This window comes from Chryseobacterium sp. StRB126, from assembly GCF_000829375.1.
Taxonomy (GTDB): Bacteria; Bacteroidota; Bacteroidia; order Flavobacteriales; family Weeksellaceae; genus Chryseobacterium.
Genome location: NZ_AP014624.1, coordinates 652,277 through 666,060, shown reverse-complemented (window position 1 = coordinate 666,060; position 13,784 = coordinate 652,277). Strand labels below are relative to the sequence as shown.

Here is a 13,784-nt window from a genome sequence, read left to right as displayed (position 1 = left end):
TGTATTAAAACCAGTGTCCTAAAATAACACTGAATATGCCTTTTTGATTGTTTTTAAGTGAATGGCTGAAGTTTACTTTAATCTGCCCGAATGGAGATTTGTAACCAGCCGTAATGCCAAGCGAGCTATAATTTACTTTAACCGCATCTTCAAATTTAATGTCATTGGAAAGGTTGGCAAAGCTGAAATTTCCGCTGATAAAATAATTTTTATTAAATCTGAACTGAAGATCATTGGATGCCAAAATTACGTTATTCGTATGTAATTGGGCAAAGTAGAACCCTCCAAAACGTTTGAAATTGATAATATTCTGTTCAAATATTCCACCCAGTCTGTATTGGTAATAGATCGGAAGATTTTCTCCAAGAGTAATTCCTCCGAATAAGTTAAGACGATAGGTAAATTGTTTTCCCAATGGAATATTGATTTTTAAATCTGCCTTTATCTGAACGATTCTTTTTTCTACTTCAGATTTTAAAAGGTCTATTACTTTTCCTTCAGCTGCAAAATAAACGCCTTTTGTTGGAAATTCTTTGTCATCCTGTGTATCTGTCTTCAGAAATACATAAGGATTTAAAAATCGACTGTAACGTCTGTTATCACCATTAATTTCAGCTTTAAAGTAATCGTGGCTTATACCACCGCCAATAGCGTATTTATCCTTCCATACAGACTGTATATAGGCTTCGTTTCTCATCCATTCCCATTTATCTATAATATTATTATCCGCATTTTTCAGATCAAAGCTCATTCCTGATGAATAAATACCAAAACCGGGAATATAGCCATTGTCAATGAAATAGTTCAGATAATACCTTAACTTATCACCTACAATAACATCTACTGAAAGGTTAGAGTTTTTAAATAAAAGTCTCTTTGCTGAATAATTTAGAAGTAAACCTGTTTTGAAAACTTCATCATAATGCAGCCCAAATTTTAAAAAATGTCGAGCATCGTCTTCGGTTACATAAAGCTTTAAATAATTAGCATCATTTTCCTGAACAATATCATAGTTAATGAACTTGTAATTATTCGTAGCAACAAGCTTGTCAACCATTTTATTAATATTTCCATAGGTCTGCAAAGAGGGTAGACGGAGTCCCATTTTCCCCAAAGTATAGTTTTTACCGTAAATTTTGCTTCCTTCTATGGAGATGCTGTCAATCTTATATACATTGGAATATATTGGATTTACGCGCTGTCTGAGACGGTCAAATTGGCGCTTAGGCAGTTGATCCAGGATCTGAGAATATTTTAAACCTTCCACGTAGCCACTATCAAGAATTTTCTTCTTTTCATCATAGCTTGTAGCAGACATCCCTTTAAGGTTAGGCTTAATATTAATGTCTGTATATTTATATTGTTTTCTAGTATCTCTTTTGATTCCGAAATCAATAACCTGGTTCAGAATGGATATAATGTTGTTTAAATCCTCTCTTTTGGATAGATCCTGGTTCAGGTCCACACCAATAACGATATCAATTCCTCTGTCCTTTAAGGGCTTTGAGGGATAATTTACGGTCATTGCTCCATCAATATAAATACTGTCACCAATTTTAACCGGATCCATTAAAGAAGGAAAAGCAGAACTGGCCATGATAGACTGTACCAGATCTCCCTTTTCGAAGATCTGCATATTACCGCTTTCAAGGTTGGTAGCAACGCATAAAAAAGGAATAGGCATTTTAGAAAAGTCTTCAATATTGTCAACATTTTTCAAAAGTTCCTTCAGAAGATAAACATTTCTCTGTCCTGTACTGATGGAAGATGGAAGAGTAATTTTCCCGTTTTTTAATGGAATAGATAAAAGATATTTGTCTACAGATTTATTAAAAAAGCTGGCTTCCTGTCTGGATTTCGGATCCATAATTAAAGAATAGAAATCCGTATCCATTACGATTTTTTCTATTTCTTTACCAGAATATCCGGAAGCATACAGACCACCAACAATGGCACCCATACTGGTTCCGGCAATATAATCCACTTTTACTCCTAATGAATCTAATACTTTAAGTACTCCTACATGTGAAAATCCTTTGGCACCACCACCGGCAAGCGATAGTCCTATTTTAGGGTTTTTTGGAATCACCAGGTCTTTTTTTACCTGAGATTGCATCCATAGTAATGGGAATATGAAAAGAAGAATCAGGAGTTTTCTCATAGTTAATCTTTTATATAAATCCGTTTCACCCGTGGCGAAATGGATGTTAATACTTCATAGGTTATCGTTTTGCAGTAGCCTGCAAATTCTTTTAAACTTGGTTTTGCATTAAAGACGGTTACCATGTCGCCTTCCTTTACATTCGGAACATTTTCCACGTTAATCATCATCATATCCATACAGATATTCCCAACAATAGGAGCCAATGTTTTATTTACGCCCAGGCTTCCAACCTGGTTTCCTATCAATCTTGGAATACCATCTGCATATCCAACAGGAATGGTAGCGATCTTGGTAAGATGATCTGCTTTAAATCTTCTGCTGTATCCAACAGATTCACCGTTTTCAACCATTGATATCTGTGAAATTACGGTTTTAAAACTTACCACAGACTGTAATTGTTTCTGAATTTCAGAATCCGGGGATTCTCCAAGCATTCCGATACCGATTCTTACCATATCATATTGGTGATCCGCATAGCTTGTAATTCCAGAAGAATTTAAAATATGTCGAAGAGGAGCATAACCTAGTTTTTCTATCAGGTAGTTTGAGTTCTTATCAAATACCTTGAATTGATTCATTGTAAATTCCCTTTCCTCAGGCACATCCGAAGAAGATAAATGGCTGAACATACTCTGAACTTTAAGATTTTTTTCACTTAAAGTTTCACTCAACTGATCCAGCTCAAAACCTTTAAACCCAAGACGGTGCATTCCTGTTTCGAGTTTAATATGAATTGGATATTTTTTATCATACCCGGATTTTTGAACAGCTTCATAGAATAATTCTAAAACCCTGAAGCTGTAAATTTCAGGTTCCAGGTTATATTCTATGATGGTTTGGTAACTGTGTTGTTCCGGATTCATTATTATAATAGGAGTGGTGATTCCTTTTTTACGAAGTTCTACACCTTCATCCGCAAATGCTACACCCAGATAATCGATGTGATGGTGTTGCAGGAATTCTGAAATTTCATAACTCCCCAAACCGTAAGCATTGGCTTTTACCATAGCCATCATTTTCGTTTCTGGCTTGAGCAGTGATTTGTGATAATTGATGTTATGAAGAATAGCATTCAGGTTAATCTCTAAAACTGTATCATGTTTTCTGAGCTCAAGAATATCTTTTAGTTTTTCAATTTCAAATTTTCTGGCTCCTTTGAGAAGAATAATCTGATTTTCGATTTCTGAAAGATGTTTGCTTTCGATCAGTTCTTTGGTATCGATGAAAGTATATGTTTTAGAATTAAATAATTCACTAAACTTTGAAATTTCATCACCAATCAGAAATACAGAATCGAAATGTTGCTCATTCACCAATTCTGAAACTTCTTCATACAATTCCTGAGAATTGGTATTCACTCCTACGATGTCTGTTAAGACCAGAGATTTTTTCGGTTTATTATATTCCTTTAAAAATTGAAGGGCAGTTTTCAAAGAATCAAGATCTAGGTTAAAAGAATCGTTGATGACAATATTGCCCTTAATTCCTTCAATTGCTTCAAGCCTCATTTCGACGGCTTTTAAAAGGTTGATTTTTTCAACGATCTTTTTATTTTCGATCTCCAACACCTTAAGGACTGTGATAAGCGCTGTAGCATTGGTTAACGTTGATTCGTCTCTCTGATGGGCAGGAAAACTGATTTCTTCACCAAAATAGTCAACAATGATGTTTTCATCCTTTGTATTTTTTTTGATGAAGACCTGATTTTCTTTTTTGAACCCGTAAGAGATTAATTTTTTATCAGCGTATAAATTTTTTATTTTTTGATCTACCAAAGAATGGTCACCATTATAAATGATCACTTCAGAATCTTTGAAAAGTTTAATCTTTTCATCAATCAGTTCTTCTTCGGAAGAAAAGTTGGCCGCATGAGCATTTCCGATATGTGTTAACAATCCGATTTGAGGATGGAAAATATTTTCCAGCTTTTCCATTTCATTTGGATGGGAAATCCCTACTTCAAAAATTCCCAGCTGGTGAGAATCGTTAATTTGAAGGAGAGAAAGGGGAAGCCCTATCTGAGAATTAAAGCTCTTTGGACTTTTTACCGTTGAAAATTCATTCCATAAACATTGATACAACCATTCCTTTACAATGGTTTTTCCATTACTTCCTGTGATTCCGATGGATTGTAAATGAGAGTTTTCGAAATGATACTTTGCTAATTGTTGTAGAAAATCTACAGAATCCTTAACAATAATCCACGTTATGTTTTCAAACTGCGGATACTGATGTTCAGAAATAATAATGTTGATCCCCCTGTCTATAGCAGCTTCAATGAACTTTTCGCCAGAGTTTTTATGAGTGTTGATAGCAATAAACGCGGTATTCTTAATTGAATAAATAATCCTGCTGTCATAGGCTATATTTTTAACCACTAAATTCTTGTCTCCAATAACCTCGGCATTGGTGATCTTTGCAATTTGTTGTACGGTATAGTTCATTGGTACCCTTTCTGCTTTATTTTTAATGCGAAATTGCAAAAAGGTAAAATTGCAAAGAGGGTAGAAGAGCTCATTATTTTAAGCAGATCTCCTTTTGAAATTTTACAATATTGCTTTTTCGTTTTTCATTTATATTATATGAAGTGAATATATTTTATGGTTTTGAGCTTTTATCTCTTTTAATTACTTCCTTTTTGAAAGTACTTCATCAATAAAAACACGACGGCTTACGGCTTCGTAGCTTTCAGTTTCACCCAGCTCTACCAGATTATCTCCCTGTGAGGTTCTCATAGAGTAGTTGGCAAGGTTACCTGTTCTCTTGCAAATAGCATGCACTTTCGTTACATATTCTGCAGTAGCCATTAAATTTGGGATTGGCCCAAAAGGACGTCCCAGAAAATCCATGTCTAATCCTGCAATGACCACTCGAACGCCGCTGTTGGCCAGTTGATTGGCTATCTCAACAATGCTTTCGTCAAAAAACTGAGCTTCATCTATCCCTACCACATCACAATTGGATGCCAGCAGAAGAATCTCATTCGGATTATCTACTGCGGTACTGCGGATTTTATTCTGATTATGAGAAACAACGTCCTCTTCAGAATACCGGATATCCAGTTTCGGTTTAAAAATTTCTACATTCTGTCCTGCCATTTCTGCTCTACGTAATCTTCGGATCAACTCCTCGGTTTTACCCGAAAACATAGAGCCACAAATCACTTCCATCCAACCACTTTGTTTGGAATGATTAATTGTATTTTCTAAAAACATTTGTTAAATTAGCCGTATATTTTCAACATCAAAAGTAAGCAATTTTAATAAGAATCTTATCATGCAAAATATCCAAGATTTAAAGGAAAAGATTTTATTTGAGTCTAAGAATATCATTGATAATCTGGACAAAATAAATAATATAGACGAATTACTTTCCAAGCAAGATCTTGTGGATGAGCTTGCGAACAGGATTTCTTTTTTGAAATTGCTGGAGAAAAACATCGAATATTTCGTAACAGAAGAACCTGCCCTGAACTCAGACAGTCATTCTGTTTCTTTCATTTCAGGTGAGGCAGATCATCATCATGATTCAGGAAATGAAGTAACCGAAGAAGAAGCCATTTTTAATAATGAGCTGAATGAAATTGACGAGCATGAAAATAATAATTTTATTAGTGGAATGGATGAAGAAGAAGCTTTTAATAATCAGCTTAATGAAATTGTTGAAAATAAATTCCATGAAAATATCATAAGTTTTGTAGCAGAAAATAATGAAGAAAGTGCTCTTGAAAATGGTCAGACTCCCATTGCTTCTACAGATGCAACAGAAGAAGAAGCCGTTTTTAATAATCAATTGAATGAAATTGATGAAAATGAGCATTCTATTGCGAATGGAGCTGTTTTAAGCTTTGTGGATGAAGAGAAAATTCTTGCGGATGCACATCCTGATTCAGATGAAGATATTAATGAAGATATGTTTAAGAATGAAGTAACAGAAGAAGAAGCGATCTTTAATAATCAGCTGAATGAAATAGATGTTGATGATGAAGCTGAAGATAAAAAAGAGGTAGATTTTGCAGCAGTAAGTGACACCAAAGAAAATAAAGTCAGAGAAACCATTCCAAGTATCTTCGATACTGAAATGCTGGATGATGAAATACTGATTGAAGAAAATGAAGAACAATTTGTAACGTCTAATATATCTTTAGAACAGGGAGAACTGGCCTCTGAAACTTCGAATGTTGAAAATATTGTAAATGACATTAAAAATGATCATTTCGAAGAGGAAAAACAGGAAGAAAAAGTTCTTGCTGAAGTATATGACAGAAGAAAAATTGTTGAAATAGACAAACCTGTTCCCGAAGAGACAGAAAAACATCCTTCTGATGAAAGTTTTGAAAATTTAGACGAATATCATCAGGAGAAAAAAATAAAATTAGCCAATATCAAAGGATTGAAAGCAGTTCAGTCCCTGTTTGATGATGATCCGCTGGAAAGAGATTTTCCAAAAGAAAACCAGCCAGAATCTGTAAAAGAAGATGGCGGAAGTATTCTGAAATCTAATATTCCTACCAACTTTATGGAAGCTGATAAGCCGAAAACGGAGTTTAAATTGGATTTGAATGACCGAATTGCTTTCTCAAAAATGTTGTTTGAAGGAAGTCAGGCAGATCTGAATGAAACAGTAGCCCATCTGAACCATTTCAGAACATTGGAGGAAGCCAAGGAATACCTGAGCGATCTTTATTATGAAAGAAAATGGAGTAAAGTGGATGAATATGCTCAGCGACTTTGGATATTGGTGGAAAATAAATTCTTATAATTTTGAGCGGAATCCTATATTTTGTTCCCACACCCGTTGGGAATCTGGAAGATATGACTTTCAGGGCAATCAATGTCCTTAAAGAGGTAGATTATATTTTATGTGAAGATACCAGAACTTCTGGAATACTTTTAAAACATTTTGAAATCTCCAAGCCTTTAAAATCCTATCATTTACACAATGAGCATCAGGCAACGGAGAAAGTAATGACAGACCTTAAAAACGGTCAGAATATCGCAATAATAACTGATGCAGGAACCCCAGGAATTTCAGATCCGGGGTATTTATTGGCAAAAGCAGGGGCAGACAATAATATTGAAATGATCTGCCTTCCTGGGGCAACAGCTTTAATCCCGGCTTTAGTGGTTTCGGGGCTTCCGAACAATGAATTTTTATTTGCTGGATTTTTACCGCAAAAAAAGGGAAGACAAACCAAGTTAAAGCAGCTTGCTGAAGAAAAGAAAACCATTGTACTGTACGAAAGTCCACACAAGATTAATACAACATTAGAACAGATCAAGGAATTCTTTGGTGAAAATACCAAGGCAAGTTTAAGCCGTGAAATTTCTAAGAAATTCGAAGAAACCAAACGCGGAACAATCAATGAGTTAATTGAATTTTCCAAGAGTAAAACTTTAAAAGGAGAGATTGTTCTTATTGTCAATAATTCTATTTAATTTTTAATTGAAAAAACTAATTTTTGTATTGTGTTCTACAGTTTGTATAGCGCAAACTAACCAATACACTAAGGTTCTTCTTTCCAAAAAGACTGGGAGGGAGGTAAGTTCATACTCTGATGGTTTTGGAATAGCTTATGATCCTGTTTCCAAAAAGCAGGGCATTGTAGATGCTAGGGGAAATATTACCTTCGAATCTTCGAATAGAGGTGGAATTTCTCACATTTTTAAAAACAGATTTATTCTTTATTCTGAGGAAGGAAACACAAGAAAATCTGCAATTATTGATGAAAAAGGGAATGAACTGCTTCCTCTTGAAGATCAGGATTTCAATACGCCATGGTGGAGTAAAGAACGTATTATTGCTTCCAGACAGGGAAAGGAAGCTGTTTATGATTTTAGCGGAAAACTCATTATTCCAGATTCAGACAAGGTTCGTTTTGCCGGAAAGGATGCTTTCTTTATTTTAAAGGATAAAAAATGGTTTCTGTATGACTTTAATGGAAAGCAGCTGAGCGATAGGGAATTTAAGGATGATTATAGTTTTGAAAATGGAAAAGCTCTTATTAGTAATGAAGAGAATCAGAGCGAGATCATTGGGAAAAACGGACAAACCTTACATAAGTTTTCAAAGAATGTGGTAGATATAAATGGCTACCCTTATCTGATTACCCAAAATAAAGGCACAGGAAAATATGGCCTGATTGATGCGGAGGATAAAATCATTGCTGATGAAATCTACAGTGATATCACTCCCGAATATTTTGGTAATAAAGAATATATTTATCTTAGAAAAAGCAATAAAACAACTGTTTTTTATAAGAAAGATCAAAAGCTTTATCCCAATAATTTTAAATATTTATACGCGTTATCCAATCATTTTTTCAGAGTTTACAGTGATAAATCAGATCAATCGGGTGTTGTAGATCTACAGGGGAATATAGTGGTTTCTCAGGAGTATGATTTTATTAAAAACTTTACCATCTCGGGAAAGGATTTTATTTATCTTAAAAAAGGAAATGAAGAAAAATTTTTAGATAATGAACTTAAAAATATTCTGAATAAAGACGATCAGATTGTCGGGTTTTATCCTGAAAATCTGATTATCCGAAGACAAGATCGTTATTATCGATTTTTGGTGACAAACAAGACTACAGTCGAACTTAAGGAGGTAAAACAGGTGAAGAATCAGGATGTTGAATACTTTAATATTCTGAATGAGTATTCAAAACCTCTTGTCTGCATGAATAATGCTAATCTTTATGGTATTCTGGATGCAAAGGGTATGGAAATTGTTCCCTTTGCTTATGAAGATATCATTGCCTTTGAAAACTTTGAAAATGAAATTGTTGTAAAGAAAGAAGGTAAATACGGCGTCTTAAATTTTCAGAATGAACCTTTAACAGACATTATTTACGATAAATATAGCTGGATGAAAGAAGTATTAAAACTGAGCAAAGACAAAAAAACAGACTTAATTTATTTCACCAGATTTAGAAATGATGCATCAGAACTATAGCTAAATCATAGAAACTGAACAAAAAAGTTCAGTATTTTTACGTTTTCAATGTGTTGAATAACAATTTATAATATCTTTGCAAACCGTTTAATTCTGAAAAAGAATTATGATACTAAATGAGTCAGCTTTCACTAGCTGAGAGAGTTATAAAAAAATAATCGTCAAGAGATATGAAATTATTAGAAGGAAAGGTAGCACTAATTACCGGAGCTACAAGAGGAATCGGGAAGGGTATTGCTGAAATGTATGCTCAACAGGGAGCAAAAGTAGCATTTACTTATGCCGGTTCTGTAGACAAAGCTAAAGAATTAGAAGCAGCTTTAAGTTCTGTAACCCAAATTAAAGGATACCAGTCTGACGCATCAGACTATGATGCCGCTCAAAAATTGGTAGAGGAAGTAATGGCAGAGTTTGGGCAAATTGATATTTTGGTAAACAATGCTGGGATTACAAAAGATAACTTATTATTAAGAATGTCTAAAGAAGATTGGGATCAGGTAATCAAAGTAAACCTTGATTCAGTTTTCAACCTTACAAAAGCGGTTATCAAACCGATGATGAAGGCAAGATCAGGATCTATCATTAATATGACTTCTGTAGTAGGAATTCAGGGACATGCAGGACAAGCGAACTATGCAGCTTCTAAAGCAGGTGTAATTGGATTTACAAAATCTGTTGCTTTAGAACTAGGTTCCAGAAATATCAGATGTAACGCTATCGCTCCGGGATTTATTGAAACAGAAATGACAGCTATTTTGGATGAAAAAATAGTTCAGGAATGGAGAGATGGAATTCCAATGAAAAAAGGAGGACAACCTGCTGATGTAGCAAATGCCTGCGTTTTCTTAGGAAGTGAAATGGCATCATACATTACCGGACAGACATTAAACGTTGACGGAGGAATGTTAACTTAAAAATATAAAGAGGCTACGCAAAATGTGCAGCCTCTTTTTTTGTCTTCTTTGGCACAAGCCTTTAATCTGAAAAATCTGCGAAAGAAATATTTTATCAGTTAAAAATCTGATTTTCCTGCTCCTGAACCCTGATAAAGGTGGTTCGTTTAGAAAGTTCTTTAAGTTTGGACGCTCCTACATAAGTACAGGTAGAGCGTACTCCTCCTAAAATATCTTTCACCGTTTCAGCAACTGGTCCTTTGTAAGCTACTTTTACAGTTTTCCCTTCTGAGGCACGGTATTCGGCTACACCACCTGAATGCTTATCCATTGCTGTTCTAGAGCTCATTCCATAGAATAGACGGTATTTTTTACCATTCTCTTCAATCATTTCGCCACCACTTTCATCGTGACCGGCAAACATTCCACCTAGCATTACGAAATCGGCTCCGCCACCAAAAGCTTTGGCAACATCTCCCGGAACCTTACAGCCTCCGTCTGCAATAATATGACCTCCTAAACCATGAGCAGCATCAGCACATTCAATAATAGCAGATAATTGCGGGTAACCAACTCCTGTTTTTACACGGGTAGTACATACAGAACCAGGTCCGATTCCAACTTTTATGATGTCTGCTCCCACTAAAAGAAGCTCTTCCACCATTTCTCCGGTTACTACGTTTCCGGCTATGATAATTTTATCAGGAAAATTAGCCCTTGCTGTCTTCACAAACTGAACGAAATGCTCAGAATAACCATTGGCAACATCTATACAAAGAAACTCGATTTTTGGATGCTTTTCAAGGATTAAACGAATTTTCTCCTCATCAGCTTTTCCGGTACCTGTGCTTAATGCAATATACTGATGAATGCTTTCAGGCTGGCTTTGCAGAAACTGATCCCATTCTTCAGGAGTATAGTGTTTATGAACTGCTGTGATGATCTTATCTTTGGCCAGTTCAACAGCCATTTCAAAAGTTCCTACGGTATCCATATTAGCAGCGATAACAGGAACTCCACTCCATTTCTTTTTGGTATGTTTAAAGATAAACTCCCTTTCCAGGTTTACTTCTGAGCGGGATTTCAATGTAGAACGCTTAGGGCGGAACATTACATCCTTAAATCCCAGTTTTATGTCATTTTCTATACGCATTTTGTAATTATTTGTCAGAATAAAGGTAGTAAATAATCTGAAATGGATTATTTTTGAAGCAATGGATTTTCCTGTAACCTTTCATATTTTTGACCAAACCATTCTTGCCCATCCTCTTTTTGAGGCGGTTGGAATGTTTCTGGGCATGCGGTATTATTTTTATCTTAAAAGAAAATCAACAGAGAAGCTATCGTTCAATACTTCTGCTGCGGTTTTGATAGGAGCAACTGCCGGAGCATTATTGGGATCCAAACTCATCGGAAATCTGGAAAATCCCTACACCATGTTTGAAAACTTCAGCTTTCAGAAATTCTGGTCCAGTAATACCATCGTTGGAGGACTGGCTTTTGGATTATTGGGAGTGGAATTGGCTAAAAAAGTAGTCGGACATAAAGAAAGTACAGGAGATCTGATTGTTTTCCCCTTAATGCTAGCCATAATTATCGGAAGAATTGGCTGTTTTCTTACAGGAATTCATGAGGAAACTTATGGTATTCCAACAGATTCTGTTTTTGGGATGCGTCTGGGAGATCAATATCTCAGACACCCTGTCGCCTTATATGAGATAGGTTTTTTGATTGGTCTTTGGATTGTTTTGAAATATATTCAGAAACAAAAGAAATATCCGTCTGGATTTCTTTTTCAGCTCTTTATGCTCAGTTATTTTACTTTCAGATTCTTTTTAGACTTCATTAAGCCAAGGGTGGAAATTGTGGGAAACCTTGGGACGATTCAACTTGTATGTATTTGTGTAATTATTTACTACATTTATACTATTAAAAACATTCAAACCACTCATTTAAAATATTCAAAATGAAACCTTTAACACTTTTGGAAGTTGGTGACCTTACCGGTGTAGTAGTCATGATCGTTGGGATGATGATTATAGGCGCCCTGTTTTTTTCTATTATCGTTACATTTATTGTGAAGTTTGTCTATGAAAGTAAGGATAGCAGAAAATTCAGCAGAAAACAGTTTATACAGACTTTTGTTATTTGTTTATTAGTCTGTGGGCTAATCAGCGGATATATTTGTGGATAAGCCTTTTAAAAATTAATGATGCCAGTAAGAAACTATACTTATTACGATTATACGATCAGTCTTTGTCCGGAATGCCTGAAAAGGGTAGGAGCGAAGATTATTATAGAAGACGAAGCCGTTTTCATGACCAAAAGATGTCCGGATCATGGCTTTTTCAAAACAAAAATTGCTTCTGATGTTCATTATTACAAGAACATCAGAAATTATAACAAAGCTTCCGAAATGCCGCTTCATTTCGGAACCGATGTGGAATATGGATGTCCCTATGATTGTGGTCTTTGCGTAGATCACGAGCAGCATAGTTGTCTTTCCATCGTAGAAGTTACGGACCGTTGTAATCTCACCTGCCCAACCTGCTATGCGATGTCTTCCCCACATTACGGAAGCCACAGAAGTCTGGAGGAAATTGAGGCCATGTTTGATGTGATTGTAAAAAATGAAGGGGAGCCCGATGTGGTCCAGATCAGTGGTGGAGAACCTACTATTCACCCTGAGTTTTTCAAGATTATGGATATTGCCAAATCAAAACCCATTAAACATTTGATGTTGAATACCAATGGAATAAGAATTGCCAATGATCCTGGTTTTGCTGAAAAACTGGCAACCTATGCACCTGAGTTTGAAGTGTATCTTCAGTTTGACTCTTTTAAACCGGAAGTTTTGGAAGATTTCAGAGGAAAAGATCTTACTTCTGTAAGGATGAAGGCTTTGGAAAAACTGAACGAACTCAATCTTTCTACAACCTTGGTGATTGTTCTTCAAAAAGATAAAAATATTGATGAGATCGGAAAGATTATTGAATTTGCCCTAAAACAGAAATGCGTAAGAGGAATTACCTTCCAACCGGTAGAAATTGCCGGAAGGAACAGAGAAGATTCTGCTCATGAGAAAATCACTTTAACGGAGGTAAGACAGGAGATTTTGAATCAGTTCCCGCTTTTAAACTCTGATGATATTATTCCCGTTCCGTGTAATCCGGATGCGCTTGCAATGGGCTATATATTAAAACTTCAAGGGGAGGTTATTCCTTTAACCCGATATATCAATCCTGCCGATCTTCTGAATAATGAATCCAAAAATACCATTGTTTACGAACAGGATGCAGGGCTTCATATGCAGTTACTGGATATCTTCAGCACCGGTATTTCTGTAGATAAGGTACAACCTAAAGTTAACCAGCTACTTTGTTGTCTTCCTGAAGTATGTGCTCCGGATCTGGACTACGATAACCTGTTTAGAATTATCATTATGAACTTCATGGATGCTCATGATTTTGATGTAAGAGCAGTAAAGAAATCTTGTGTTCATATCGTCAATAAGGACCTAAAATTAATTCCGTTTGAAACCATGAACCTTTTCTACAGAGATGATAAGAAAAGCTATCTGGAAGAATTAAGGAACGAAGATAAGGTGTTATTTTAAACACAAAAATAAGTATTATTTCTAGCTAATTTCTACATTTTCTGAAGCGCAAACATCTGTGCCCATCTGCGTAAATCTGTGGTTAATCAATGAATTTAAAATCTTTTTATGTTTTCCCACAGATGACACGGATTCTCACAGATTATTGTGTATG

At 35.4% G+C, this 13,784-nt stretch carries 11 protein-coding genes; 7 read left to right on the top strand and 4 right to left on the bottom strand.

The window, feature by feature from the left end; all coding sequences use genetic code 11:
* Positions 1 to 4: 4 nt before the first annotated feature.
* From CHSO_RS02840 to CHSO_RS02830, 3 genes are all read right to left on the bottom strand, one after another.
* The gene (locus CHSO_RS02840) at positions 5 to 2,161 is read right to left on the bottom strand and encodes a patatin-like phospholipase family protein (protein ID WP_045492149.1); all 2,157 of its coding nucleotides are present in this window, start codon (positions 2,159 to 2,161) and stop codon (positions 5 to 7) included.
* A gap of 2 nt (positions 2,162 to 2,163) precedes the next feature.
* Positions 2,164 to 4,608: a bifunctional UDP-N-acetylmuramoyl-tripeptide:D-alanyl-D-alanine ligase/alanine racemase gene (locus CHSO_RS02835; protein ID WP_045492147.1), complete on the bottom strand. Its 2,445-nt coding sequence runs from the start codon at positions 4,606 to 4,608 to the stop codon at positions 2,164 to 2,166.
* A gap of 183 nt (positions 4,609 to 4,791) precedes the next feature.
* On the bottom strand, positions 4,792 to 5,379 hold the full coding sequence (locus tag CHSO_RS02830; RefSeq protein WP_045492145.1) for a thymidine kinase: 588 nt from the start codon (positions 5,377 to 5,379) through the stop codon (positions 4,792 to 4,794).
* A gap of 61 nt (positions 5,380 to 5,440) precedes the next feature.
* Between CHSO_RS02830 and CHSO_RS02825 the strand changes: the two genes are divergently transcribed.
* From CHSO_RS02825 to fabG, 4 genes are all read left to right on the top strand, one after another.
* Entirely contained in the window at positions 5,441 to 6,925 is a 1,485-nt protein-coding gene (locus CHSO_RS02825; protein ID WP_045492143.1) for a hypothetical protein, read from the top strand.
* Positions 6,926 to 6,927: 2 nt separating this feature from the next.
* Positions 6,928 to 7,602, top strand: a complete 675-nt coding sequence (gene rsmI, locus CHSO_RS02820; protein ID WP_045492141.1) for a 16S rRNA (cytidine(1402)-2'-O)-methyltransferase — start codon at positions 6,928 to 6,930, stop codon at positions 7,600 to 7,602.
* 7 nt (positions 7,603 to 7,609) lie between these two features.
* Positions 7,610 to 9,121, top strand: coding sequence for a WG repeat-containing protein (locus CHSO_RS02815; protein WP_144428842.1), 1,512 nt, complete (start codon positions 7,610 to 7,612; stop codon positions 9,119 to 9,121).
* 170 nt (positions 9,122 to 9,291) lie between these two features.
* The gene (fabG, locus tag CHSO_RS02810) at positions 9,292 to 10,035 is read left to right on the top strand and encodes a 3-oxoacyl-[acyl-carrier-protein] reductase (protein WP_045492138.1); all 744 of its coding nucleotides are present in this window, start codon (positions 9,292 to 9,294) and stop codon (positions 10,033 to 10,035) included.
* Positions 10,036 to 10,129: 94 nt separating this feature from the next.
* On the opposite strand, the gene CHSO_RS02805 is transcribed toward fabG, so the two are convergent.
* Entirely contained in the window at positions 10,130 to 11,167 is a 1,038-nt protein-coding gene (locus tag CHSO_RS02805; RefSeq protein ID WP_045492135.1) for a GMP reductase, read from the bottom strand.
* Positions 11,168 to 11,228: 61 nt separating this feature from the next.
* Here CHSO_RS02805 and CHSO_RS02800 point away from each other — a divergent pair, with 61 nt between their 5' ends.
* From CHSO_RS02800 to CHSO_RS02790, 3 genes are read left to right on the top strand one after another with little or no spacing between them, the layout of a single operon-like run.
* Positions 11,229 to 11,984: a prolipoprotein diacylglyceryl transferase gene (locus CHSO_RS02800; RefSeq protein WP_045492133.1), complete on the top strand. Its 756-nt coding sequence runs from the start codon at positions 11,229 to 11,231 to the stop codon at positions 11,982 to 11,984.
* Entirely contained in the window at positions 11,981 to 12,208 is a 228-nt protein-coding gene (locus CHSO_RS02795; protein WP_045492131.1) for a hypothetical protein, read from the top strand. Before CHSO_RS02800 ends, CHSO_RS02795 begins: the two co-directional genes overlap by 4 nt.
* A gap of 18 nt (positions 12,209 to 12,226) precedes the next feature.
* The gene (locus CHSO_RS02790) at positions 12,227 to 13,630 is read left to right on the top strand and encodes a radical SAM protein (RefSeq protein WP_045492126.1); all 1,404 of its coding nucleotides are present in this window, start codon (positions 12,227 to 12,229) and stop codon (positions 13,628 to 13,630) included.
* The last annotated feature ends 154 nt before the right edge of the window (positions 13,631 to 13,784 follow it).